Source organism: Pseudarthrobacter sp. NamE5 (assembly GCF_005796225.1).
Lineage (GTDB): Bacteria > Actinomycetota > Actinomycetes > Actinomycetales > Micrococcaceae > Arthrobacter.
In genome coordinates, this window is record NZ_VAHO01000001.1 from 101,408 (window position 1) to 124,953 (window position 23,546).

A 23,546-nucleotide genomic window follows, 5' to 3' on the forward strand; every position below is an offset into this window, starting at 1 on the left:
GGTCTCCTAGAAGAGGTGGGGGATGGAGGTGCCAAGCGCCAGGACGAAGATCCCGTAGAACGAGGCCACGACGAGCGCGCTGACCACGAGGGTGGACCGCCAGGTCTCGCCGCCGAGGAACCGCATCCAGATGATGCAGAGGACAAGCGCCGGGATCTCGAATCCGATCATGGGCATCAGCGCCACCATTGCCGCGAGTGTCGCCAGGCCGGTGAGCGGGGCGAACGACATCCGGGTGAACTTTTCCCCATCCCTGTTGCGCCGGCCCAGGATCAGCTGGAAAAGCCCCAGGGCCACCACGACGCAGCTGATCATAAACGGCCACAGGCCAGGTTGCGGGGCGCCAGGGGTGCCGAGACCCATGGCGACCGAAAGTATGAGGGCGCCGACGCCGACGCCGAGCACCACCAAGGATGAACCGACGTTGGCGAGGGCACCTGCCGCGGGAGGTTTCTCCGCCTCCCATTGGGCGGCCAGCTGCTCCGGGGTCAGGGCTTCGGGCAGGTCATTGCGGGCGTACCCGCCGGACGGGACGGCGGAGCTGCCATCCCGTCCGGCGGACACTGCTGGAGTGGTCTCCATTGCTGCTACTTGTTTCCGCTCAGGCTGATGTCGTACTTCTCCACCAGCTCCTTGTACTTCGCTGCGTAGCCCTTCCACTCCGTGACAACTTCCTCGCCGGAGAGTTCCTTGGGGGTCAGCATGTTCTTTTCGTTGAATTCCTTGTAGGCGTCTGTCTTGAACGTCTCCTGGAATGCGGCGAGCAGCTTGTCCTTGACGTCCTGCGGCGTTCCCTTGGGGGCCGCGACCGCACGGTACTGGGCCACGGGAACGTCGTAGCCGGCCTCCTTGGCGGAGGGTACATCGGGCAGGAAGCTGTTGCGCTCTTCCGAGAAGACGAGCAACGGGGCCACCTTGCCGGCTTCGATCTGGGGCATAGCCTCGCCGAGCTGGATGGTGGCCAGTTCCACCTGGTTGCCCATGACGGCGGTCAGGGCAGGCTTGCCGCTGTCGAACGGGACGTCGGTGCCCTGGACGTTGGCCTGCTTGAAGAGGACAGTCTGTGCCAGCTGGCTGCCAGTGCCGACGCCCGTGGTGCCGAACGTGACGTTGCGGCCGGCGTCGGTGACGTCCTTAAAGCTTTTGAATCCGGAATCCGTGCTGGCAACGAGCACGTAGTCATCCTGCGAGAGTCCTGCAATGACGTCCAGGTCGTCAATGTTGACGGCTTCGTCCTCGCTGACGGCAAGGGGGGTGATGGTAATCAGTGAGGCCGTGAGCAGCACGAGCTCCTGGCCGTCCGCGGGCTTGCCGGCCACTTCCTTGGTGGCCAGGGCGCCGTTGGCACCCGGCTTGTTCACTACGGGCATCGGCGCACCAAGGGTCTTAGTGGCACCCTCGGCCAGGGCACGTGCGATCAGGTCGGTGCTGCCGCCGGCAGCCTGGCCGACCGTAAGGGTAACCGGACCAGTGGGGTACTTGGACGTGTTGGCGGCGGTGCCGCCGGCGACATTGCCGCCGCAGGCAGTGAGCGCCAGCAGGGTGAAGGCCGACGCCGTTCCGAGGACGGCGCGGCGGGTGGGGAAGTGCTTCATTGGAACTCCTCGTTAAGTCTCCGGGCGGGGTCCGGACAGTCTGTGAACCGGGTCACCCCGTTCGCTCTGTCGAGTGTAGGGAGCAGTTATGATGCCTGTCTAAGCCCGAAACTGCATCAAGTGATACCAGGAAGGCATCATGTTTACATTCGACCAACTGGCAGGCTTCATCGCCGTTGCCGAGGAACTGCATTTCGGCCGGGCGGCCGAGCGCCTCAACATGACGCAGCCCCCGCTAAGCCGGCAGATCCAGAAGCTGGAAAAGATCATCGGCGCCGAACTCCTGGAGCGGGACAACCGAAAAGTCCAACTCACCAACGCAGGCAAGACCTTCCTCGAGGAAGCCCGCCGCCTCATGGCGCTGGCCGAACGCGCGCCGGTTTCTGCCCGCCGGATCGCGTCGGGGCGCTCGGGCGTCCTGCGTATCGGCTTCACCGCGGCCAGCGGCTTCAGCATTCTTGGGCCCCTGCTTGAGGAGATCGCCGCCATCATTCCAGATGTGGACGTGGACCTGCAGGAACTTGTCACCGGCGACCAGATCAGCCGGCTGATGACGGGCGAACTGGATCTCGGCCTGGCCCGGCCGCCGTTCGACCGGGAAACCTTTGACTCCCATCTGCTCTACCAGGAGGCACTGGTCCTCGCTGTCCCCGCCGGACACCCCCTGACGCATCTGGCACGGGACATCGGACCGAAGGATTTCAAGGACGAGCCGCTCATCATGCATTCCCCCATCCAGGCCCGCTACTTTTACGACCTGGTAGTGAGGACCCTGCCAATCCAGCATGGCAATGTGGTCCACACCGTGAGCCAGGTGCTGACGATGGTGTCGCTGGTTGCAGCCAAACGCGGGGTTGCCTTCGTGCCGCACTCCGCCACCCTGCTGGGCATCAAAGGCGTGGAGTTCCTGCCCCTTCCGGAAGGCGGCGGTGAGCAGGTGGAACTGCACGCCATCTGGAGCCGCAGGATCACCAACCCCGCCCTGTCACGCCTCCTGCGGGACTTCGAGTTCGCGATGGAGTAATCCGCTCATGCGGGTCATACTTCAAAGGTATCAATGCATTCAAAAGTGCACTTAGACAGGCATAACGTCCTCTGCCTAACCTGAACAGGAACCCACACCAGCCGCCGGCAAAGGCGCTCGAAGCAGAGGACAACATCGTGGCAAAGTACACCCCCCAGGAACTGGCAAACACCCTGAAAGACGGCCTGCTGTCATTCCCGGTGACCTCCTTTGACGCCCAGCTGCAGTTCGATGAAGAGAACTACCGCAAGCACCTCGCCTGGCAGGCGAGCTTTCCCGTGGCCGGCCTCTTCGCCGCCGGCGGCACCGGCGAGGGCTTCTCCCTGACCCCGGCCGAATCCGAGCGCGTCGTCCGGACCGCCGTCGATGAAGTGGGAAGCCAGGTGCCCGTTCTCGCCTCGGCCGGCGGATCCACCGCGCAGGCCATCGAAAATGCCAGGGCCGCCGAGGCTGCAGGCGCCGAGGGCATCCTCCTGCTGCCGCCGTACCTGACGGAAGCCGACCAGGAGGGGCTGATCGAACATGTCAGCGCCGTCTGCAGCGCCACCTCCCTGGGCGTGATTATCTACAACCGTGCCAACGCCATCTACAAGGACACCACTGTTGCGGCCCTGGCCGAGCGCCACGGGAACCTGATCGGCTTTAAGGACGGCGTGGGCGACCTCGAGCACGACGCCCGTGTCTACGCCAGGCTGGGCGACCGCCTGTTCTACCTGGGCGGACTGCCCACCGCCGAGACCTTTGCCCTCCCGCTGTTGCAGCTGGGGATGAGCACCTACTCCAGCGCCATGTACAACTTTGTCCCGCAGTTCGCCTTGGACTTCTACCGGGACGTCCGCAACAACGACCGCGCCGCCGTGAACAAGAAGCTCAACGACTTCGTTATCCCCTATTTGGACATCCGTGACCGTGTGAAGGGATACTCTGTCTCCATCGTCAAGGCCGGCCTGGACGCCGTCGGCCGCTCCGCAGGTCCGGTGCGCCCCCCGCTGCAGAACCTGGCCGAACAGGACTTCGCAGACCTCAAGGCCCTCATCGCCCGCGTTTCCTGACCGTCCCAAGATCCACCACCACCCAGGAGGAACCCACCGTGACCCTCACCGGACACTCCCTGATCGCCGGACAGACCGTCATCGGCGACGGCAAGACAGCCTTCGGCTACAACCCGGCCACCAACGAGCAGCTCGACCCCGCCTACTCACTGATCACGGAGGACCAGCTGAAGGCCGCCACCGAAGCAGCAGCGGCCGCCTACCCGTCGTTTTCCACCCTCGATCCCGAAACCCACGCCGGATTCCTTGAAGCCGTCGCCCACAACATCGATGCCATCGGCGACGAACTTATTGTCCGCGCAAACCAGGAAACCGGTCTGCCGGCAGCGCGGCTCCAGGGCGAACGCGCCCGCACCACCGGCCAGCTCCGGCTCTTCGCCGGCGTCGTCCGCCAGGGCGACTTCCGCGGCGTCCGCATTGACCCGGCCATCCCGGACCGCACGCCGCTGCCCCGCGCCGACATCCGGCAGCGCCAGATCCCGCTCGGCCCGGTTGCGGTATTCGGCGCCAGCAACTTCCCGTTCGCCTTCTCGACGGCGGGCGGGGACACCGCCTCAGCCCTCGCCGCCGGCTGCCCCGTGGTCTTCAAGGCACACAACGCCCACCCCGGCACCAGCGAACTGGTCGGCCAGGCCGTCACCAAGGCCGTTCAGGACTTCGGCCTGCACCCCGGCGTGTTTTCGCTGATCTACGGGCCGGGCGCCAGCATCGGCCAGGCGCTGGTGGCGGACCCGCACATCAAGGCCGTCGGCTTCACCGGCTCCCAGGCTGCAGGCATCGCCCTGATGCGCACCGCCGCCGGGCGCCGTGAACCCATTCCGGTCTACGCCGAAATGTCCTCCCTGAACCCCGTCTTCGTCTTCGAGGGCGCCCTCAAAGGCTCCGACGAACAGATCGACGCACTGGCACAGCGGTACGTCACCGCCGTCACCGGAAGCTCCGGCCAGCTCTGCACCTCCCCCGGCCTGCTGTTCGCGCCAGAAGGCGAGGCAGGAGACAAGCTCGCTGCCGCCGTCGCACGCGCTGTTTCAGCCTGCGCCGGGCAGACCATGCTCACCGAAGGCATCGCAGGCTCCTGGAACCAGGGCACGCAGAACCTGGGCGCCGCCACCGGCGTTGAACTGATCGGCCAAGGTACCGAAGGCCCAACAAAGAACGCCCCGGCCCCCACCATCTTCGGCACCCAGGTCCGTGACTTCGTCAGCAACCACGTCCTCCACGAAGAGATCTTCGGCGCCGCCTCCCTGGTGATCCGCTACGGCTCAGTGAAAGAACTCCTCGAAGCAGCCACCCGGATTGAAGGCCAGCTCACCGCTTCACTCCAGCTCACCGAAGAGGACTACCCGACGGCGGCGCCGCTGATCCCCGTCCTCGAGCAGAAAGTAGGCCGCATCATTGTCAACGGCTGGCCCACCGGCGTGGAGGTAGGCCACGCCATGGTCCATGGCGGACCCTTCCCGGCCACCTCCGACTCCCGCACCACCTCCGTGGGAACCCTGGCCATCAACCGCTTCCTCCGGCCGGTCGCATACCAGAACATCCCCCAGGAGCTCCTCCCCCAGCCGCTGCAGGACACCAATCCCTGGCACCTCAACCGCCGGATCAACGGCGACTTTATTCCCGCCGCGGAGAAAGCAGAGGTCGGCGCATGAGCACCCAGCCCACCATCACCGGCATCGAAGTTGTTCCGGTTGCCGGTTACGACAGCATGCTGATGAACCTCAGTGGCGCCCACGGCCCGTTCTTTACCCGCAACGTGGTGATCATTACGGATTCCGACGGCCGCACTGGCCTTGGCGAGGTTCCCGGCGGCGAGAAGATCCGCACCACCATCGAGGAGGCCGGCACCCTGATCAGCGGCAAGCCGGTCGCCCGGTACCGCTCGCTCCTGCGTGAGGTTGCGGCCGAGTTCGCGGACCGCGACGCCGGTGGCCGCGGCCTGCAGACCTTCGACCTGCGCACCACCGTGCATGCAGTCACCGCCGTCGAATCCGCCCTGCTTGACCTCCACGGCCAGTACCTCGGTGTCCCTGTGGCCGAACTCCTGGGCGACGGGCAGCAGCGCACGTCGGTGCCGATGCTCGGCTACCTCTTCTTCGTTGGCGACCATTCCCGCACGGACCTGCCCTACCTGGTGGAGGACTCCCCTGCTGACCGCTGGGAGCAGCTCCGCCGCCAGGAGGCAATGACTCCGGAGGCCGTCGTCGCGCTGGCCGAGGCGGCGCAGGAGCGGTACGGCTTCAGCGACTTCAAACTCAAGGGCGGAGTGCTTTCCGGCGACGACGAGGTGGACGTTGTCACGGCCCTCGCCAAGCGCTTCCCGGAGGCCAGGGTCACGCTTGATCCCAACGGCGGCTGGCTCCTGGACGAAGCGATCCGGCTGGGCAAGCGGATGCAGGGCGTGGTGGCCTACGCCGAGGATCCGTGCGGCGCCGAAGGCCGGTTCTCCGGCCGCGAGGTGATGGCCGAGTTCCGGCGAGCCACCGGGCTGAAGACGGCCACCAACATGATTGCCACGGACTGGCGGGAGATGTCGCACGCCATCCGCAGCAACGCCGTCGATATTCCCCTGGCCGATCCGCACTTCTGGACCATGCACGGCTCAGTGCGGGTTGCGCAGATGTGCCACGAGTTCGGCCTCACCTGGGGCTCGCACTCCAACAACCACTTCGACATTTCGCTGGCCATGTTCACCCACACCGGCGCTGCTGCTCCGGGCGAGATCACCGCGCTGGATACGCACTGGATTTGGCAGGACGGCCAGGGCCTGACCAAGGAACCGCTGCAGATCAGGAACGGCGCCATCGAGGTTCCGGAAGCCCCCGGCCTGGGCATCGAACTGGACCGGGATGCCTTGGCGAAGGCGCACCAGCTGTACCTGGAGCGCGGCCTGGACGCGCGGGACGACAGCATCGGCATGCAGTACTACATCGAGGGCTGGTCCTTCGATCCGAAGCGGCCCTGCCTGGTGAGGTAAGCGCAGTCCGCTGGCACCCTTCCCCCGGCAGCACGCCGGGCACCAACTTCCGCACGGCCGGACATCCCCCGCAACAGGAGCCGGCCGTGCGGGATTCCAACCCGGAGCACCATCATGAACTCCCCGACTGCCCTGCCCGTCCGCAGAAACACCGAAGTCACGGCCTCGCTGGCACGGCCCCGTTCCCTCCCCCGCAACAACGCGGCACCAGGGAGCAGCGACTGTGATGACGAGTGCCACTTTTGCCAGGGGCCCGAGACAGACTAACGCTGCACCTGTACGCCTCTTCCGCCCTGCAGTCCGGAAGGGGCCTCTGGCGTTCATCCCCCCGTTCCCTGCCGGGACCATGCCCGCAGGACATAAAGCGATGCCGAATGCGTGTTGGACGCGCATAACACAAGCAACCTAAAGTAGTGGGGTCGCTGTGGCGGGCCCCACATTTCCCCCCAAAGCCCCGCAGCCGGCCTGCACTACCTATCCCAAAGGAAACATCCAATGACGTCTGTGGACAATGCTGTCGCGGACGTGGCCTCGGCCACGAAGAAATTTTTCAAGCGCGTACTGCCTATCATGCTGGTGATGCTGGTCTGCAATCAGCTGAACCGTTCCAACATCGGCTACGCCCAGGACCACCTCCAGGCCGACGTCGGCATCGGCGCCGCTGCCTACGGCTTCGGGGCCGGGCTGTTCTTCATCGCCTACGCCATCTTCGAGCTTCCCAGCAACGTGATGATGGAGAAGTACGGTGCCAAGGTGTGGCTGACCAGGATCATGATCAGCTGGGGCACGGTTTCCTTCCTGATGGCCTTCGTGCAGAACGAAACCATGTTCTATATCCTGCGGTTCCTGCTGGGCGCCGCCGAGGCCGGCTTCTTCCCCGCCGTCATCTTCTACTTCGCCCGCTGGGTTCCGGCGGGCCAGCGCGGCAAGGCCACTGCAATCTTCATCGCCGGCTCCTCCATCGCCGCCGCAATTTCCGGCCCCATCGCCGGCATGCTCCTCAGCCTCCACGGCGCGCTGGGCCTGCGCGGCTGGCAATGGCTTTTCGGGTTCGAAGGCGCGCTCTCCGTGGTGGTCGGCTTCGCGGTGTTCTTCGTCCTGGACGCGAAGATCAAAGACGCCAAATGGCTGTCCCCGGCCGAAAAGAACGCCTTGTCCGGCGCCATCGCCGCTGAGGACGCACAGCACAGCACCGCAGACGGCAAGGTCAACCGCTGGAAGATGCTGCTGAACCCGCAGATCCTGCTGCTGTGCGGTATCTATTTCTCCGTGCAGCTGTCCATCTACGCCAACACTTTCTGGCTCCCCAGCATCATCAAGCAGATTCCCGGCACCACGGACCTCACCGTCGGTTTTCTCTCCTCCATCCCGTGGATCTGCGCCGTGTTCGCCATGTACTTCGCGGCGAAGCTGCAGGACAAGGCCAGGTCCAAGAAGCCGCTGCTGGTGGTTGCCCTCCTGGTCGCTGCTGTCGGAACCTTTGCGGCAGCCGTAGCAACCCCGGTCATGGCCCTGGTGTTCCTGGCCATCGCCGCCATGGGCTTCAAGAGCGCATCGCCGCTGTTCTGGACCATTCCGCAGTCCGGGCTGCACCCCATGGTCCTTGCGCCTGCCATCGCCATCATCAATTCGCTGGGAAACCTGGGCGGCTTTGTGGCGCCGTTCGGCTTCGGCATCATCAAGGAGCAGACCGGCAGCGTCATCCCGGGCCTGTTCGCACTGGCCGTGGCCTCCACTATCGCCGCGGGCCTGGTGTACTTCCTCAAGGAGCGCCGCAGCGGCAAGGACGCCGAGCCGGACATGGCGGAACTGGCGGCTGCGGAAGCTGTTCCCGCCCGCGCCTGACAGTACCCCGGCCGGAATCGCCGGAACGGTGCGGGGACGCCGGAGCGCACGGGCGCCCCCGCACCGTTCCGGCGTCCGGGCGGAACCTATGCGCCTGTGATCACGAGGGCAACGCTGTGCCCGCCGAAACCGAAGGCATTAACCAGCCCGGCCGGGGGCGTTTCCGGCTGGAGCGGGCGGACGTCTTCGGTGACGACGTTAAGCTCAACTTCCGGGTCCTGCTCCTGCACATTGAGGGTGCCGGGAAGCATCCCGGCCCGGAGTGCCTCAACCACTACGACGGCGGCCAGCGCCCCGGCGCCGCCCAGCAGGTGACCTGTGTGCCCCTTGGTGGATGTCACGGGAACGCCCGCACCAAAGATGGCGTTGATTGCCTGGCCCTCCAGCCGGTCCCCCACAGGCGTGGAGGTGGCGTGGGCATGGACAAATCCAATGTCGTCAGCAGCCATCCCGGCCGAATCGAGCGCCTTCTGCATCACCCTGCGCTGCATGGCCGGATCTGCCGCCACGATGTCGTTCGCGTCGGAAGTCACCGCTCCGCCCGCAACAGCGCCCAGGACCTCAGCGCCGCGGGAACGGGCGTGCTCTTCGCTTTCCAGCACCACGATGCCGGCGCCCTCTGCGAGCACAAAGCCGTCGCGGCCGCCGTCGAAGGGGCGCGATGCACGCTGCGGATCATCGTTCCGGGTGGACAGCGCGCGGATCTGGGAGAAACCGGTGACCACCAGGTCATTTACCGAGGCATCAACGCCGCCGGCAATCACGACGTCGGCAGCACCTGAGCGGATCATCTCGGCTGCCTGGACAATCGCCTCAGCCCCTGAGGCGCAGGCGCTGACCGGCGTGCGGGCGCCGCCGCGGGCGCCCAGATCGATGGACACCCAGGCCGCAGGCCCGTTCACCATGAGCCGGGTCAGTGTATGCGGCGAAACCTTGCGGGGACCGGATTCAGCAAGCGTCCGGTCCTGCTCCAGGGTGGAGCCGAGCCCGCCGTAGGCAGAGCCGATCACCACCGCGAACCGCTCGGGATCCACCTCCGGGGCGCCGGCCTGCTTCCAGGCTTCGCGGGCGGCAATAAGGGCGAGCTGGCCGCAGCGGTCCATGCGTTTGATCTCACGGGTGTTCAGGTGTTCCGAAAGGTCTGCCCGCACCTGCCCCGCAATCTTCACCGGCAGCTGTTCCGCCCACGCATCTTCAAGCGGGGCGATGCCGGACCTGCCGGCCACCAGGCCGGCCCAGGTCTCAGCGACGGAGGAGCCAAGCGGATTGATGGTGCCGACGCCGGTGACCAGTGCACGGGGTTGGGTTGCAGCCATGTTGACCTACTTTGCGGGGTTGTGGGTGCCGATGGGCACGAGGGTGAGGTCGGGATGGTTTTTTTCGATCCGGCGCAGGGCCCACACGTCGTTGAACAGGGCCAGGTACTCGCCGTCGGACCGCAGCAGCACCTCCGCGCCAGGAACGTTGGCGAGCGCGGGCATGGCGTCCGCCGTCGAAATCCTGGCCAGGGAGTAGGGCAGGCGCTCCAGCCGCATGGGGGCACTGAAGTCGTGCGCCATCCTGTCCTCCACCACTTCGAACTGCATGGGCCCGACGGCGGCAAGCACCGGCGCCTGGTCGCCGCGGACGTCGGAGCGGAGCACCTGGATGACGCCCTCGTGTTCGAGCTGCTCGATCCCGCGGCGGAACTGCTTGAACTTGCTGGGGTCTTTGGACCGGGCCACCTGGAAGTGCTCGGGCGCGAACAGCGGGATGGCAGGGTACTCCACCGGTTCTTCCAGGAAAAGGCTGTCCCCCACGCGCAGCGAGGACGCGTTGACCAGGCCGACGACGTCCCCGGGGTAAGCCTCGTCAATCACTTCGCGTTCCCGGCCGAACACCTGCTGGGCATACTTGGTGGCGAAGGACTTGCCGGTGCGGGTCTGGGTGACGACCATGCCGCGCTCGAAGACGCCGGAGCAGACGCGGATGAAGGCCACGTGGTCCCGGTGGGCCTTGTTCATGCCGGCCTGGACCTTGAAGACGAAGCCGGAGAACGGGGACTCGACCGCCCGGGGGTTGCCGTCGATATCCGGCCTCGGGGATGCCGGCGGGGCGAAGTCCACCAGTGCGTCCAGCAGTTCCTTGACGCCGAAGTTGAGCGCGGCCGAGCTGAACAGGATGGGAGTTGCCTTGCCCGCGTGGAACGCGCCGACGTCGAACTCGAGGTTTGACTCGATCACCAGACCCGCCTCGTCCACTGCGTCGGACCAGTTACTGCCTTGGCTTTCGGCTGCCTCCTCCGGGGTGAAGTATTCGGTGATGGCAATCTGGGCGCCGGCATTGTTGCGCTGGAACCGGGCGAACCGGTCATTGCGGAGGTCCCACACGCCACGGAAGTCGCCGGAGATCCCCACCGCCCACGTCAATGGCATGGGCTGCAGGCCGGTACGCTCGGTGATCTCGTCCATCAGGGCAAGGGCGTCCAGGCCGGGACGGTCCCACTTGTTGATAACGGTGATGATTGGCAGGTTGCGCTGCTTGCAAACCTCGAACAGCTTCATGGTCTGCGTTTCCAGGCCCTTGGCGGCATCCACCAACATCACGGCGCAGTCCACGGCGGCCAGCACCCGGTAGGTGTCCTCGGAGAAGTCCGCGTGGCCGGGGGTGTCCAGCAGGTTGATAACCGTGTCCCGGTAGGAGAACTGCAGCGCGGCCGAGCTGATGGAGATGCCGCGGTCCTTTTCCATCTGCATCCAGTCCGAGACGGTTTCCTTGCGGTTGGCCTTGCCGCTGGAGGCACCGGCGGTGCCGATCACCTTGGCGTGCAGGGCCAGCGCCTCTGTCAGGGTGGACTTGCCGGCGTCGGGGTGGGAGATGACAGCAAAGGTCCTGCGGCGGCCGGCCTCTTTGTGAATACCGGAGATCCGGGCGGGGGTCAGGACATCTTGGGACACGGTGCTACTTTCGCTGCGGTTCGGGGTACCCGGGCGCCGCCTCGTAGGGCACTGCGGACTTTGCCGGGGAACGGGCTGGGCGGACAGCCAAGTTCCCAGTTTATCGCAGGGGACCAAACTGGACGGGCCCCGCTTAACGCCGCTGAAACCCGAAGTTCAAGACCGCGAAATCCTGCCGGGCTAGCGTAGCCGCATGATGACCTATGACAGACCCACGCAGGCTTCCTTCCCGCGCCGGCCGGAAAGGAAGTGACCGGTGATGCAGGGAGTTTCCTTTTCCGGCAACCTGTTCTTCGACCCCCTGGTGCCGGGGCTGTCCGGGGCCGCAGAACGTGGCCCGGCCCGGGCCGCTGCTGACACCCGGCGGCGTGGCACCCAGACTGCCGCGGAACAAAACGCCCTTCGGGCGGCATCACTTGTAAAGGTCCGCAAGGACCTGGAGCACATGATCAGGGACCGCGCACGCTAAAGCCGCCCGCAAACCGCGAACGGGAAGCAGGAAGCGGCATGATGGGGGGATGCACAGCATTGAGCTGACCTTCGAGGATTCAACCGACAAGGCCATCAGGTCTGACTGGACGCGGCTCGCGGCAGCGGGCGTTCCCAGCCTGGCGGGGCACACGTCATCGAGCAACAGCCCCCACATCACGCTCGCGGCGGGCCCGGAACTGCATCTCCCCGTTACGTTGAAGGACCTCTGGCAACGGCTGCCGGTCGGTATCGATTTTTCGGGCGTCCAGGTTTTCGGCGCCCGGACTGGAATGTACGTCCTGGCCAGGTCCATCGTGGTGACCCGACCGCTGCTCGAACTGCACCGGCTCCTCCACGAAGAGATATCCGGAGCGTTGCCGCTCACCCGGCCCGGCGCCTGGACGCCGCACGTAACCCTTGCCCGCCGCGTTTCCGGGCACCAGCTGGGAACAGCGCTCGATCTGCTGGACCTGCGCATGGAAGGGGTTTGTACCCGGGCCCGGTTGTGGGACAGCGGCACCAGGACGCTCACACCCCTCGCGGAACCCACCTGAAGCAGTGGCCGGCAGCGGCAGTCCGCAGGCCAAAATACCTGCCCGGCCACCCGCCGTCGAACGCGTTTCTGCAGCCGTCCGCGCCCGCCCCTGATGGGGCACTTTAGGGCTTGCCCGTGCGGAAGCTGGCACTTCTTACCCCTATCATTGAGCTTGCGGGAAACAGAGCACTTTCTGGTCCGGCCGGCAAACTGTGCAAGCCGGCATTCTTGCGGGCGGCGGTCCGCACCTTTGAAGGGAAAACCTATGGCGCGGAGCCCCGAAGAATCGCTCAGGGCAACTCTGGCCAGGGTTGCACCCGGAACTCCCCTTCGGGACGGCCTCGAGCGCATCCTGCGCGGACGCACCGGCGCTCTGATCGTCCTGGGCTCGGACCGCACCATCGATTCCATCTGCTCCGGCGGGTTTGATATCGGCATTGAGTTCTCGCCCACCCGCCTGCGGGAGCTGGCCAAGATGGACGGCGCGATCATCTGTGACAAGGACGCGGGCAACATCCTGCGGGCAGCGGTGCAGCTGGTTCCGGACTCCAGCATCGAAACCCAGGAATCCGGCACCCGCCACCGCACCGCGGAACGCGTGGCCAAGCAGACCGGCGTACCCGTCATCTCCGTGAGTCAGTCCATGCAGATCATCGCCCTTTACGTCAACGGGCTGCGGCATGTCCTGGAGGGGTCCGAAAACGTCCTGGCCCGCGCCAACCAGGCCCTTGCCACCCTGGAGCGCTACCGGGCACGGCTGGACCAGGTAACCAGCTCGCTGTCCGCCCTGGAAATCGAGGCGATGGTGACGGTCCGGGACGTCGCCGTCACCCTCCAGCGGCAGGAAATGGTCCGCCGCATTTCGGAGGAGATCTCCCAGTACGTCCTGGAGCTCGGCGAGGATGGCCGCCTTCTCTCGCTCCAGCTCGATGAACTTACCGTGGGCCGTGGTCCCGGCAGTGACGTCATCATCCGCGACTACGCGAGCCCGGATGCCTCCGCCGAGGACATTGAAAAGGCCGTCAGCGCACTGGTCAACCTCGGTCCCACCGAGCTGATCGATCTGGGAAAGATCTCGGGAATCGTCGGGTTCGCCGGCGGCGAGGCGAACCTCGACGCCGTGGTCCAGCCCCGCGGCTACCGGCTGCTGTCCGGGCTGAAGGCTGTGCCGAAGGCCGTTGCCGACCGCCTGGTGGACCACTTCGGCGGGCTCCAGTTCCTCATGGCCGCCACCATTGACGACCTGATGACCGTGGACGGTATCGGCGACCAGCGCGCGCGCACTGTCCGCGAAGGCCTCAGCCGGATGGCGGAGGCAAGCCTGCTGGACCGCTTCCTCTAAAACCGCAACCGCAGCAGCACGAACGCACCAGGCAGCCGGCAACTGTCAGTTCAGTTGGAAGACGGCCTTGGGGCTGGCCTTGGATCCGAGCTTTGCCGTGAAAATGTAGTAGGCCCCGCCGCCGCCCGGCTTGGCTTCAACCGGCTGGCAACCCTCCACGCTGCGGTTACGGGACCAGGGAAAATTCGCCGTCTCACTGGCTCCGGCCGGTATGACTTTGACCAGGTCTTCGCTCTTCGCCTGGCAGTCCCGGGATGAAAAGATGCGGTCGGCTCCGCTGGTCACCAGGAACTCCATCTGGGAGGTTCCGATGTTGACTTCGCATGGCGCGGTGCCGCCGTTGGTCACCTTGAGCGTGAGCATCGGTTTTTCCTCCGGCCCGTAGGCAGGCTTGTCCGTGGAAGCGGAAACGGTGATCAGGTTCTGGTTGCAGGTGGGGGTAGCTGACGGGGTGGGTGTCACGGCAGCGGTTGCACTGGGGGAAGCCGAAGACGACGGCCCGCCGGAAGGAGAGGCTGACGCCGTCGCGCTTGAAGCGCCGGCAGTGGGCTCCGTCGACGAAGCCTGCTCGGACGTGCCGTTCAATCCGCCGGCGATGGCGAAACCGCTGAGGATCAGCGCGATGACCAGCAGGAGCGCACCGCCCGCAAAGAGCCGGCGGCGGCGGTACACCGCCGCGCTTGGCTTCCGGACGGCAGTGGAACCGGATGCCGGTGTCCTGCCACGTGCTGATGAATCCCCTTGCCTGCCCATCCTTCTAGGCTAGAGAACTGCCCTGCTTCTGCTGACCCACCACGCCGCCGCAGCACTAACGCTCTGGTCACATCCTGTTTCAGCCCTCACTTGAGCATCCATTACAGTGTTGGCATCGATACTGAAGCTTCTTCCGCCCCCGTTGTGCCAGGCCCAGCAGAACTGGACACGCTGCACGAGCGCATCAATGGGTGGTTCGACGAAACGGCCCGCAAGCTCCCTTGGCGCGAACCCGCCTGTTCCCCCTGGGGAATCCTGGTCAGCGAGGTCATGCTGCAGCAGACGCCGGTGGTCCGGGTACTGCCTGTTTGGCACGAGTGGCTGGAACGCTGGCCCACCCCTGCGGGACTGGCAGGAGAACCAGCCGGCGAAGCGGTCCGGCGATGGGGGCGGCTGGGGTATCCGCGCCGGGCCCTGCGGCTCCATGCCGCCGCGGTGGCCATCACGGAAGACCACAACGGCAAGGTACCCAACACCTATGTGGAACTGCTGGCCCTTCCCGGCGTAGGGAGCTACACCGCCGCTGCCGTGGCCGCCTTCGCCTACGGCCGCCGTGAAACTGTGGTGGACACGAACATCCGGCGCGTGCATGCCCGGCTGGTGTCCGGCACCGCCCTTCCGGCCCAGGCCCTCACGGCAGCTGAGATGCGGCTGGCCACCGGACTCCTGCCTGCCAGCGACAGCTCTTCGGTCCGCTGGAACGCCGCGGTCATGGAACTGGGTGCGCTCCTGTGCACCGCGCGGGCACCCAAGTGCGCTGCCTGCCCGGTAAACGACCTCTGTGCGTGGCGGGCGGCAGGTGGGCCGCCGTCGTCGTACGTCCCGAAAGGCCAGGCCTGGCACGGCACCGACCGCCAGGTCCGCGGTGCCGTGATGGCCGTGCTTAGGCTCGCCGACATGCCGGTGCCGGCCGAAATGTTCCACCGGGAGCCCGCCGACCTGGGCTTCGCGCCGGCAGGCATCGGCCTACCGCTGGCCGCCCTGCACCGGCTCAACTCGGCGCCGGAGCAGCTCGAGCGTGCCTTGGCAGGTTTGCTGGCCGACGGCCTGGCAGAGATGCACGGCGACGGGTACCGGCTCCCAGCCTGACGCCACAGCTAACCAGCCTCAGGTTTGGTGCGGCTTCCCGTCCCGGGTCTCTTTTTGGCGCCCATCCCTTGAGGGCAATAACAATGCGGGCGTCGGTTGATGTGAAGCAGGTTCTTCCCCGCTCCCGGTGCCCTACGCTGAAGCATGCGCAGTCTGCGGCTGCTCCTGGCAGCAATGACGACGGCGGGACTCGCCTCCGCCTGTGGGCCCGGTCCGGGCGCGGCCCCCTGCCCTGCCATAGCGCAGGCTACTGCTGTCGCGGTGACAGTTGCGGCGGGATATGCGCAGGAGGTCCACGTCCTGCGTCTCAAGGCGTGCCAGGACGGCTCCTGCACCGAGGATGATGTTGAACTCCGGCCGGGAAGCGACTCGGTTGACCAGGGCTGCACTGAGGGCGTCTGCTCGGCTACGGCGTCACCCAACGGCACCAAGGTGGGGACTCTGATGCTCCCAACACTGACCGAGTCACCCATGTCCGTCACGGCGTCGGGAACCGCCCCGGACGGAACCGCATTACCGCTTCACACCGTCGATTTCCGCCCCACGCCCGACTATCCATTCGGGCAGCAGTGCGGTCGGTTCCTCAGCGCGGGCGTCCTTCTGGACGGTGAAGGTTTGCACGTACGGACTTGAGGCGTATACCCCCTAGAACAGCGCGGGCTGGCCGAAAAATTCATCCTCTGCCGCTGCGACCGCAGCATCCTGCGTTCCTGAAATGTGCCGCCATTCCAGACCAAGGTCGGCGAGCAGCTCCTCCACGGACGTTTGGCCGTCCAATACTTCAATATCCGCGGTGCTGTCTTCGAGCTGGGGCCGTTCCATGGCATTGAGCATATTCGCAGGAGCGGGCCGGGCATCCTCGAACACACCGCGGGCAGGCGATTTGCCTGCCCGCGGCACCTGCTCTATGGCTCCCCGAACCCAGCCTGCACCAGGCTGCGCACATAATCCACGGCCCGTTCCGCGTCCGCGCCCCAAGCCTCCACATGCAGCACCGACCCCCTGCCGGCAGCGAGCGTCATGAGACCCGTCATGGAGGCGCCGTCCACTCCGTTGACCTTCACCTCCGCATTCAGTGACGACAGGCCGCCCGCAATCTTCGCCGCCGGCCGCGCGTGCATTCCCGCCTGGTTGACGAGCTCAAAATCCCCGGTGGCATCCGGACCGGCTCCTTCCCCTGCTGTCTGCACGGGTGAGCCTTCCGGCCCCTGCCGCGAACCACCAACAGTTTCAGCAGCCAGCTTGACGGCCTGCATATCCGCGCCGCCCTGGGCCGCCACGGCTGCTGCCACCAGCCCCTCCACCAGCGGAGCATCCGCCAGCAGCACACCGCCAGGATTCTCTGCGAACTCAAGCGCGGACTCGGCCGTCATCACAGCAGACCCCAAGTCAGCAATGATTACGGTGCCCGTACCGCCCGCCTTATCCAGCGCAGCCATGACCTTCTCCAGGCTTGTGCCGATCCTCCCGTCGGTGGTACCGCCCGCGGTCAGCACCTCCACGTCCGGTGCCATCTGGGCGGCAAGCTCAGCAGCGCCGTCGGCAATTTTTTCACTGTGGGAGATCACTACTATGCTGACGGTCACGCAGCAGCCCCCACAGCTGCCCGGAGGATCAGGGCAGAAGAGGCAGCACCGGGGTCACGGTGTCCCGCGCTTCGCTCCCCCAGGTAACTGGCACGGCCTTTACGCGCCACCAGGGGATCGGTTGCCACGGCGCCGGCTTCGGCGGCCTCGGCAGCGGCCACCAGGACAGCAAGGACATCCCCGTCCACCGCCGCTTTCCGGGCCGCTTCTGCTGCCGGCGTCCATGCGTCCACCATTGTCTTGTCGCCCGGTTCAGCCTTTCCGCGCGCCACAATCCCGTCGCGGGCGGCGGCCAGGGCGTTGGCCAAGGCTGCAGGATCGATCTCAGCGGATTCACCCAGCGAGGTGGCCGCACGCAGGAAGGCTGTACCGTAGAGCGGCCCGGCAGCCCCACCAACCTTCGACATCAGGGTCATCGCGGTCAGCTTGAGCGCCACTCCAGGCGTCCCGGGCGGGGTCTCGGACAGCTTGTCCAGGACAGCCTGGAACCCACGGTCCATGTTTTCCCCGTGGTCAGAATCCCCAATGGCGCGGTCCAGTTCAATCAGGTAGGCCCGGTGCTCTGCCATTGCCTGGGCGGAGAGCGTCAGCCACTTCACCGCCCAGGTCACGTCCAGCACAGCCATCACACGCCCCAGCGAAGGGCAGCGGTGTGGACCGGGGCGTCCCACAGATCCGTCAGCTCATCGTCCAACCTCAGTACAGAGATGGAGCAACCCTGCATTTCCAGTGACGTGATGTAGTTGCCCACCAGGGAACGTTTCACACTGGCTCCACGCTCAGACAGGACCTGGGCCGCGCGCCGGTAGATGATGTACAGCTCGCTCAACGGTGTTCCGCCCATGCCGTTGACGAACAGCAGCACCCGGTCCCCCGATGCAATTCCCAAATCAGATATAACCGGCTCCAGCAGCCGGTCAGTGATGCCGTCGGCGTTCTCCATGGGAATACGGTGCCTGCCAGGCTCCCCATGGATGCCGATGCCGATCTCGATTTCGTCCTCGGCCAGGTCGAAGCTCGGTGTGCCCGCGTGGGGAACAGTGCAGGCGGACAGTGCCACGCCCATGGTGCACACGTTCGCGTTGACCCGCTCGCCGATGGCGGCCACGGCTTCCAGGTCATCGCCCCTTTCTGCGGCCGCACCTGCAATCTTTTCCACCAACACCGTGCCGCCCACGCCGCGGCGCCCCGCGGTATACAGCGAATCCTCCACGGCCACGTCGTCGTTCACCAGCACCGTGCGGACACTGACGCCCTCGGCTTCCGCAAGTTCGCCCGCCGTCTCGAAGTTCAGTACGTCGCCCGTGTAGTTCTTCACGATATGTACAACGCCGGCGCCGGCGTTGACGGCAAGTGTTGCCGGAAGGATCTGGTCCGGCGTCGGCGAGGTGAACACCGCCCCCGGCACGGCGGCGTCGAGCATGCCCCGCCCCACGAAGCCGGCATGCAGCGGTTCATGGCCGCTGCCCCCTCCGGAAACCAGCCCTACCTTGCCGCTCACCGGCGCGTCGTTGCGGGTGATGAACGTGGGGTCCGTGCTGACGGTTACCAAGTTGGCGTGGGCGAGGCCGAAGCCCTGCACAGATTCTTCGACGACGGCCCGGGGATCATTGATCAGTTTTTTCATCGCGGTGCTCCTGGCTCTGGTTCCTGGAGAATGTCACTTTGACCCTACTACCGGCAGGCTGGACAGCGGTAGGTTCCAGCGGCCGCAATGCCCCTCCCACCAGCGGAGGAACTTCCCCAGGGTGCGCTTTGCACCGGGACGCTACAGCACCTTGATCATGCGGGTGTTGCCCAGCGTATTGGGCTTGACCCTTGCCAGGTCCAGGAACTCGGCGACACCCTCATCATGGGAGCGGAGCAGTTCGGAGTAGACCACAGGATCTACTGCAGACTGGTCGGCCATGACCTCGAAGCCGTGGCGCTTGAAAAAGTCCACCTCGAACGTCAGGCAGAAGACGCGGGCCACGCCCAGTGCGCGGGCCTCTTCCAGAAGGCTCTCCACCAGGACATGCCCCACGCCTTTGCCGCGCCAGTCCTCGGAAGCAGCCAGGGTACGTACTTCCGCCAGGTCTTCCCACATGACGTGCAGCGCCCCGCAGCCAATGACCTCGCCCTCGATGGATTCTGCGATCCGGAACTCCTGGAGGCTTTCGTAGTAGGCCACGGTCTCCTTTGCCATCAGGATCCGTTGCTCTGCCAGCGGGGCCACCAGCTTCTTGATGGCGGAAACATCGCTGGTGCGGGCAGGCCGGATATGGAAGGAGTCAGTCACAGGCCAATCCTAGTTCGGCCTCGCCCTGGCTGAGTTTGTTTCGACCAGGAGACGCCGCGGGGTGACGCTCCTCCTTCGCCACCATCCCCACCGGGCCACGGAGTCACTTAGAGCCAGCTACCGCCCTTTACAATGGGTCTCAGCTAAAGGCTTGCTTATGCTCCACCTCCATATCAGGCTGCTACTACCCAGACTTCCGACGTGTCGTGCGGCCTCGTTTGCGGTGGCGGGACAGGAGCAACCAGTGTTGCGGGTGTTACTTCCATCACCCCTATGGGCAATGACGCCCACCTTGGAGGAAAAATGGCATTGAGCTCCCCCACCCGCACTGACAGCACTGCGGAGCACGGCGACAAACGAGGCCTTCGCAGGTCAATGGAGGCGCGGCATCTCGTGATGATCGCGATGGGTGGCGTGATCGGCTCGGGCCTTTTCCTCAGTTCCGGCTACACGATTGCGCAGGCGGGGCCGCTGGGAGCAATCATTGCGTACCTGATCGGTGCGGCCGTCGTGTACATGGTGATGGCCTGCCTGGGTGAGCTGGCTGTTGCATATCCTGTTTCCGGTGCTTTCCACATCTACGCCGCCAGGTCCATCGGCCCGGCTACCGGTTTCGCCACCGCCTGGCTTTACTGGCTCTGCTGGGCTGTCGCGCTGGGTTCCGAGTTCACGGCGGCCGGGCTTCTGATGCAAAGATGGTTTCCGGACGTCGACGTGTGGATCTGGTGCCTGCTTTTTGCTGCGGTCCTGTTTACCCTGAATGCGATTTCCTCCAGGGTCTTTGGGGAATCGGAATTCTGGTTCGCGCTGATCAAAGTCAGTGCAGTGGTTGGCCTGATAGTCCTTGGCGGCGCGGCCCTGCTGGGTTTTCACCCCCTTGCCCACGACGGTTATCCCGGCCTGGGAGAGAACCTGGTGACATCACAGGGACTCTTCCCCAACGGCATTACCGGAGTCCTTGTCACTACGCTTGCCGTCTTTTATGCCTTTTCCGGTTCAGAGCTCATTGGCGTAGCGGCGGGGGAAACCGCAAATCCTGCCGTCAATATCCCCAAGGCAATGCGCACCACGGTTATTCGGCTCCTGATTTTCTTTGTGGGTGCGATTGCGGTCATTGCCAGCACCGTGCCATACGGGGACGCTTCCCTGCAGGAAAGCCCCTTCGTCACCGTCTTCTCCCAGCTTGGCATTCCCTATGCAGCGGACATCATGAATTTTGTGATCATCACGGCTCTTTTGTCAGCCGGTAACTGTGGTCTTTTCTCCTGTGCCAGGATGCTATTTTCCCTGGCGGATGAAGGGCACGCGCCTAAAGCTCTCGGCAAGCTGACGAAGCGGGGTATTCCTATGCTTGCCCTGTGCGTCAGCATGCTGGGCGGCCTGGCCTCCCTTATCAGCAGCGTCGTTGCTCCCACCACGGTCTACTTGGTGCTCGTCTCCATTGCGGGCTTCGCCACGGTGGGCGTCTGGATGTCAATCACGGCGGCGCACTTTTTCCACCGCCGGAACTTCATCCGGGCAGGCGGCGACACAGCTTCACTCCCGTACTGCGCACCGCTGTTCCCGCTGCTGCCCATCGCGGCTTTCATCCTGTGCGTCATTTCCCTGATCGGCATCGGCTTTGACCCGACCCAGGCTACCGCCCTCTACTTCGGAGTACCGTTCGTGGGCGCCTGCTACGCCTACTTCCACCTAAAATACGCCCGCCAACGCCCCGGTCAGCAAGACGCCTAGCCCGATCAGGGCCCTGCCCCCGGCACAAGGTGAAGAAGGCTGGGACATTTACGTAGCGTGCGTCAAGCGACGAAGGAGCAGCACGCGGTAAATGTCCCAGCCTTCGAACCGACTGTACCGGTGCTACTACAGCCCCAGCTCGGCCGGCAGCGCCACCTCCTCACCCAGGACGTGCCGGGCCAGGAAGGACTCCACGACGCCGTACCAGACCTTGGCATGCTGCGGCTGGAGGATCCAGTGGTTCTCGTCGGGGAAGTACAGGAACCGGTGCAGGGTGCGGCCGTCCTGGTCAGCAGCAAGCTGTGATTTGGACAGGAGCTCGTACCAGAGACGCAGGCCTTCACCGACGGGTACCCTGTAGTCCTTGTCGCCGTGAATCACCAGCATCGGAGTGCTGATCTTTTCGACATGGAGATGCGGGGAGTTCTCCAGCGCCATCTCTTGGGTCATTTCTTTCAGCCAGTACTGGGAAGCGTCAGTGGTGGGACCGAACTGGTCGAGGGCCCAGAGGCTCGCGTGGGTCACAACGGCTCTGAAGCGGTCCGTCTGCCCGGCCACCCAGTTGGCCATGTAGCCGCCGAAGGAGCCGCCCATGGCGGCGGTGCGCTCCGCGTCGATGTCCGGACGATCAACGGCCGCGTCGGTCACGGCCATGAGGTCCGAGAAGGGTGCATTGCCCCAGGCGCCCCAGCCCCGCTGGATGTAGTTCTGGCCGTAGCCGGTGGAGAGCGCCGGGTCGGGCAGGAGTACGGCATAGCCCTTCGCTGTGAGCAGCCACGGGTTCCAGCGCCAGGTCCAGGCGTTCCATGAGCCCAGCGGGCCGCCGTGGATCCAGAGCAGCATCGGCGCCGGAGCCTCCGCGGACGCACCGTCCGGAAGCGCAAGGTAGGCGGGGACCCGGGATCCGTCTGCGGCCGTGGCCGCGATCCGTTCCAGCGTGCCTGTGAAAGAGGGCCGTTCTGCCGGAGCAAGGAGGCGCATCACCTCACTTGTCAGCAGGTCAATGCGGACAGGTTCGGGCGGGAACTCATACGAGCTGCGGAGGGCATAGGCGTGGCGTCCATCGGGAGAAACCACGACGTCGGTGTAAGCCGCGGCATCGCGCGTCACCCGGGTGACGCTCACTTCAGCCGCACCGGCGGGAACGCTGATCCGGAAAACCGGCGACGAGCCGTCGTCGTCCGCTGTTACCAGGAGGCCGGAACCGTCCGGCAGCCAGGCTGCCGGCTTGGCCCAGCGGTCCCAGTCATGGACCAACCGCTGCAGCTGGTCAGCCCCCACGGATTCCTGCGAGACGTCAAGGAGGTGCAGCTTGACCTGGGGCGCCTGGTGCGGGGTGGTGTCGCTCTCGCTGAGCACCACCAGGGTGTTGCCGTCCGGGCTGACGGGGCCAGGGAAATAGCTCATACGCTCACTGTCCAGGAGCACCCTGGTGTCCCCCGAGGCCACGTTCAAGGCCACCAGGACGGAGCGGCTGTCCGCCTTGGCCAACGGCCTGGTGTAGCTCGTGTAGATGGTTTTGCCGTCGGGGCTGACCACCGTTTCCGCCTCCCTAAGCCTGGGCCCGGCGTCCGGGGTGAGGTTTCGGAGAACCAGGGGCGCTGCGGCGTCCACCGTTGACGGCTTGCCCGGTTGCCTCTCCTTTCCGGGCTCCACGGCGAAGATCCGGGGCTGGCCCGGACCCAGGTCCGCGTCCCAGTACCGCACCGGGTACTCGCTGTGCAGGATGGCGGTGACCTTCTTGTCCTTGCGGGATTTGCGGCGCTGGGCGTCGTCCTCCTCGTCGACGGAACCGGCCAGGACCTCTGCCGTCACGAAGGTGGCATCCGCGTTCCTGGCGGTCAGCACTGCCCCCACACCGCCGGCCCGGTTCACCACCACCCGGGCCTCGCCGCCGCCGGCAGGCAGGAGCCACAGGGCGCTGACCGGATCTTCCTCGGGACTGTCGGGGTCCGGCCGGGCGGACGTGAAGTAGACATCCCCGTTGGCAGCAAACGCCGCCCCGGCCTCGCCCTTGGCACTGCGGGTGATGCGCCGCGCCTGCTTCTCCCCGGCGGGATCGAGCTCCCACAGCGCGGTGGCAAACTCCGTGCCCTTGCCGTTCAGGGTGGCAACGGTAGTAACCAGGCGGCTGCCGTCCGGGCTCAGGGCCAGTCCGCTTACCCGTGGGATGGAGAGGTAATGGTCCAGGTCGTGGAAAGGGGTCAAAGGTTGCTCATCCGGGATCACCGGGTCCAAGTTAGCCATGCCCCCGATTCAACCCGACTGTGCCCGGCATCACAAAACGGACGGAACCCGGGCGGAGGCAAGACGAAGGCCCCGCGGGCTC

At 65.6% G+C, this 23,546-nt stretch carries 22 protein-coding genes; 11 read left to right on the forward strand and 11 right to left on the reverse strand.

Annotated features, from left to right (window positions below):
• Positions 1-6: 6 nt before the first annotated feature.
• A complete protein-coding gene (locus FDW84_RS01705; protein WP_138605946.1) occupies positions 7-582 on the reverse strand; it encodes a tripartite tricarboxylate transporter TctB family protein in 576 nt (191 codons plus the stop codon).
• Between the two features lie 5 nt (positions 583-587).
• Positions 588-1,595, reverse strand: coding sequence for a Bug family tripartite tricarboxylate transporter substrate binding protein (locus tag FDW84_RS01710; RefSeq protein ID WP_138605948.1), 1,008 nt, complete (start codon positions 1,593-1,595; stop codon positions 588-590).
• Positions 1,596-1,734: 139 nt separating this feature from the next.
• Here FDW84_RS01710 and FDW84_RS01715 point away from each other — a divergent pair, with 139 nt between their 5' ends.
• The 5 genes from FDW84_RS01715 (at position 1,735) to FDW84_RS01735 (ending at position 8,493) form a co-directional block, all read left to right on the forward strand.
• A complete protein-coding gene (locus tag FDW84_RS01715) occupies positions 1,735-2,619 on the forward strand; it encodes a LysR family transcriptional regulator (protein ID WP_138605950.1) in 885 nt (294 codons plus the stop codon).
• 137 nt (positions 2,620-2,756) lie between these two features.
• Entirely contained in the window at positions 2,757-3,671 is a 915-nt protein-coding gene (gene kdgD / locus FDW84_RS01720) for a 5-dehydro-4-deoxyglucarate dehydratase (RefSeq protein ID WP_138605952.1), read from the forward strand.
• 38 nt (positions 3,672-3,709) lie between these two features.
• The gene (locus FDW84_RS01725) at positions 3,710-5,323 is read left to right on the forward strand and encodes an aldehyde dehydrogenase (NADP(+)) (RefSeq protein ID WP_138605954.1); all 1,614 of its coding nucleotides are present in this window, start codon (positions 3,710-3,712) and stop codon (positions 5,321-5,323) included.
• A complete protein-coding gene (locus FDW84_RS01730) occupies positions 5,320-6,648 on the forward strand; it encodes an enolase C-terminal domain-like protein (RefSeq protein ID WP_138605956.1) in 1,329 nt (442 codons plus the stop codon). Before FDW84_RS01725 ends, FDW84_RS01730 begins: the two co-directional genes overlap by 4 nt.
• A gap of 495 nt (positions 6,649-7,143) precedes the next feature.
• Positions 7,144-8,493 carry an MFS transporter gene (locus FDW84_RS01735; RefSeq protein ID WP_138605958.1) on the forward strand — a complete coding sequence of 450 codons (1,350 nt, stop codon included), beginning with the start codon at positions 7,144-7,146 and terminating at the stop codon, positions 8,491-8,493.
• Between the two features lie 86 nt (positions 8,494-8,579).
• Here FDW84_RS01735 and FDW84_RS01740 read toward each other — a convergent pair whose 3' ends face one another.
• Entirely contained in the window at positions 8,580-9,809 is a 1,230-nt protein-coding gene (locus FDW84_RS01740) for a beta-ketoacyl-[acyl-carrier-protein] synthase family protein (RefSeq protein ID WP_138605960.1), read from the reverse strand.
• A gap of 6 nt (positions 9,810-9,815) precedes the next feature.
• A complete protein-coding gene (locus FDW84_RS01745; protein ID WP_138605962.1) occupies positions 9,816-11,429 on the reverse strand; it encodes a peptide chain release factor 3 in 1,614 nt (537 codons plus the stop codon).
• 259 nt (positions 11,430-11,688) lie between these two features.
• On the opposite strand from FDW84_RS01745, the gene FDW84_RS01750 reads away from it, so the two are divergent.
• The 3 genes from FDW84_RS01750 (at position 11,689) to disA (ending at position 13,777) form a co-directional block, all read left to right on the forward strand.
• Positions 11,689-11,898 (forward strand): hypothetical protein, encoded by a 210-nt coding sequence (locus FDW84_RS01750; protein WP_138606487.1) that lies wholly within the window; start codon positions 11,689-11,691, stop codon positions 11,896-11,898.
• Positions 11,899-11,947: 49 nt separating this feature from the next.
• On the forward strand, positions 11,948-12,454 hold the full coding sequence (locus tag FDW84_RS01755; RefSeq protein WP_138605964.1) for a 2'-5' RNA ligase family protein: 507 nt from the start codon (positions 11,948-11,950) through the stop codon (positions 12,452-12,454).
• A gap of 246 nt (positions 12,455-12,700) precedes the next feature.
• The gene (gene disA, locus FDW84_RS01760; protein WP_138605966.1) at positions 12,701-13,777 is read left to right on the forward strand and encodes a DNA integrity scanning diadenylate cyclase DisA; all 1,077 of its coding nucleotides are present in this window, start codon (positions 12,701-12,703) and stop codon (positions 13,775-13,777) included.
• 45 nt (positions 13,778-13,822) lie between these two features.
• On the opposite strand, the gene FDW84_RS01765 is transcribed toward disA, so the two are convergent.
• Complete coding sequence (locus FDW84_RS01765; protein ID WP_138605968.1) at positions 13,823-14,530, reverse strand: hypothetical protein; 708 nt, start codon at positions 14,528-14,530, stop codon at positions 13,823-13,825.
• 144 nt (positions 14,531-14,674) lie between these two features.
• On the opposite strand from FDW84_RS01765, the gene FDW84_RS01770 reads away from it, so the two are divergent.
• Positions 14,675-15,619, forward strand: a complete 945-nt coding sequence (locus FDW84_RS01770; RefSeq protein WP_138606489.1) for an HhH-GPD family protein — start codon at positions 14,675-14,677, stop codon at positions 15,617-15,619.
• A 144-nt stretch (positions 15,620-15,763) separates the two neighbouring features.
• On the forward strand, positions 15,764-16,252 hold the full coding sequence (locus tag FDW84_RS01775; protein WP_138605970.1) for a hypothetical protein: 489 nt from the start codon (positions 15,764-15,766) through the stop codon (positions 16,250-16,252).
• Positions 16,253-16,264: 12 nt separating this feature from the next.
• On the opposite strand, the gene FDW84_RS19145 is transcribed toward FDW84_RS01775, so the two are convergent.
• The 5 genes from FDW84_RS19145 to FDW84_RS01795 all read right to left on the reverse strand — a co-directional run bounded on the left by FDW84_RS19145 (position 16,265) and on the right by FDW84_RS01795 (position 19,483).
• The gene (locus tag FDW84_RS19145) at positions 16,265-16,441 is read right to left on the reverse strand and encodes a hypothetical protein (protein ID WP_171046605.1); all 177 of its coding nucleotides are present in this window, start codon (positions 16,439-16,441) and stop codon (positions 16,265-16,267) included.
• An 83-nt stretch (positions 16,442-16,524) separates the two neighbouring features.
• Positions 16,525-17,205, reverse strand: a complete 681-nt coding sequence (gene dhaM / locus FDW84_RS01780; RefSeq protein WP_138605972.1) for a dihydroxyacetone kinase phosphoryl donor subunit DhaM — start codon at positions 17,203-17,205, stop codon at positions 16,525-16,527.
• Positions 17,202-17,831 (reverse strand): dihydroxyacetone kinase subunit DhaL, encoded by a 630-nt coding sequence (gene dhaL, locus FDW84_RS01785; RefSeq protein WP_138605974.1) that lies wholly within the window; start codon positions 17,829-17,831, stop codon positions 17,202-17,204. The genes dhaM and dhaL overlap by 4 nt, the downstream gene beginning before the upstream one ends.
• A complete protein-coding gene (gene dhaK / locus FDW84_RS01790; protein WP_138605976.1) occupies positions 17,831-18,832 on the reverse strand; it encodes a dihydroxyacetone kinase subunit DhaK in 1,002 nt (333 codons plus the stop codon). Before dhaK ends, dhaL begins: the two co-directional genes overlap by 1 nt.
• A gap of 141 nt (positions 18,833-18,973) precedes the next feature.
• On the reverse strand, positions 18,974-19,483 hold the full coding sequence (locus FDW84_RS01795) for an amino-acid N-acetyltransferase (protein ID WP_138605978.1): 510 nt from the start codon (positions 19,481-19,483) through the stop codon (positions 18,974-18,976).
• Positions 19,484-19,786: 303 nt separating this feature from the next.
• Between FDW84_RS01795 and FDW84_RS01800 the strand changes: the two genes are divergently transcribed.
• Positions 19,787-21,217: an amino acid permease gene (locus FDW84_RS01800; protein WP_138605981.1), complete on the forward strand. Its 1,431-nt coding sequence runs from the start codon at positions 19,787-19,789 to the stop codon at positions 21,215-21,217.
• Between the two features lie 126 nt (positions 21,218-21,343).
• Here the strand turns inward: FDW84_RS01800 and FDW84_RS01805 are convergent, their stop codons facing one another.
• Positions 21,344-23,464 carry a S9 family peptidase gene (locus FDW84_RS01805; protein ID WP_138605983.1) on the reverse strand — a complete coding sequence of 707 codons (2,121 nt, stop codon included), beginning with the start codon at positions 23,462-23,464 and terminating at the stop codon, positions 21,344-21,346.
• Positions 23,465-23,546: the final 82 nt, after the last annotated feature.

Excerpts from the sequence above, each read along its gene's own strand:
- FDW84_RS01705 (WP_138605946.1), bottom strand. The coding sequence starts at position 582 with ATGGAGACCACTCCAGCAGTGTCCGCCGGACGGGATGGCAGCTCCGCC.
- FDW84_RS01710 (WP_138605948.1), bottom strand. The coding sequence starts at position 1,595 with ATGAAGCACTTCCCCACCCGCCGCGCCGTCCTCGGAACGGCGTCGGCC.
- FDW84_RS01715 (WP_138605950.1), top strand. The coding sequence starts at position 1,735 with ATGTTTACATTCGACCAACTGGCAGGCTTCATCGCCGTTGCCGAGGAA.
- FDW84_RS01730 (WP_138605956.1), top strand. The coding sequence starts at position 5,320 with ATGAGCACCCAGCCCACCATCACCGGCATCGAAGTTGTTCCGGTTGCC.
- FDW84_RS01735 (WP_138605958.1), top strand. The coding sequence starts at position 7,144 with ATGACGTCTGTGGACAATGCTGTCGCGGACGTGGCCTCGGCCACGAAG.
- FDW84_RS01740 (WP_138605960.1), bottom strand. The coding sequence starts at position 9,809 with ATGGCTGCAACCCAACCCCGTGCACTGGTCACCGGCGTCGGCACCATC.
- FDW84_RS01750 (WP_138606487.1), top strand. The coding sequence starts at position 11,689 with ATGCAGGGAGTTTCCTTTTCCGGCAACCTGTTCTTCGACCCCCTGGTG.
- FDW84_RS01755 (WP_138605964.1), top strand. The coding sequence starts at position 11,948 with ATGCACAGCATTGAGCTGACCTTCGAGGATTCAACCGACAAGGCCATC.
- disA (WP_138605966.1), top strand. The coding sequence starts at position 12,701 with ATGGCGCGGAGCCCCGAAGAATCGCTCAGGGCAACTCTGGCCAGGGTT.
- FDW84_RS01765 (WP_138605968.1), bottom strand. The coding sequence starts at position 14,530 with ATGGGCAGGCAAGGGGATTCATCAGCACGTGGCAGGACACCGGCATCC.
- FDW84_RS01775 (WP_138605970.1), top strand. The coding sequence starts at position 15,764 with ATGCGCAGTCTGCGGCTGCTCCTGGCAGCAATGACGACGGCGGGACTC.
- FDW84_RS19145 (WP_171046605.1), bottom strand. The coding sequence starts at position 16,441 with ATGGAACGGCCCCAGCTCGAAGACAGCACCGCGGATATTGAAGTATTG.
- dhaL (WP_138605974.1), bottom strand. The coding sequence starts at position 17,831 with ATGGCTGTGCTGGACGTGACCTGGGCGGTGAAGTGGCTGACGCTCTCC.
- dhaK (WP_138605976.1), bottom strand. The coding sequence starts at position 18,832 with ATGAAAAAACTGATCAATGATCCCCGGGCCGTCGTCGAAGAATCTGTG.
- FDW84_RS01800 (WP_138605981.1), top strand. The coding sequence starts at position 19,787 with ATGGCATTGAGCTCCCCCACCCGCACTGACAGCACTGCGGAGCACGGC.
- FDW84_RS01805 (WP_138605983.1), bottom strand. The coding sequence starts at position 23,464 with ATGGCTAACTTGGACCCGGTGATCCCGGATGAGCAACCTTTGACCCCT.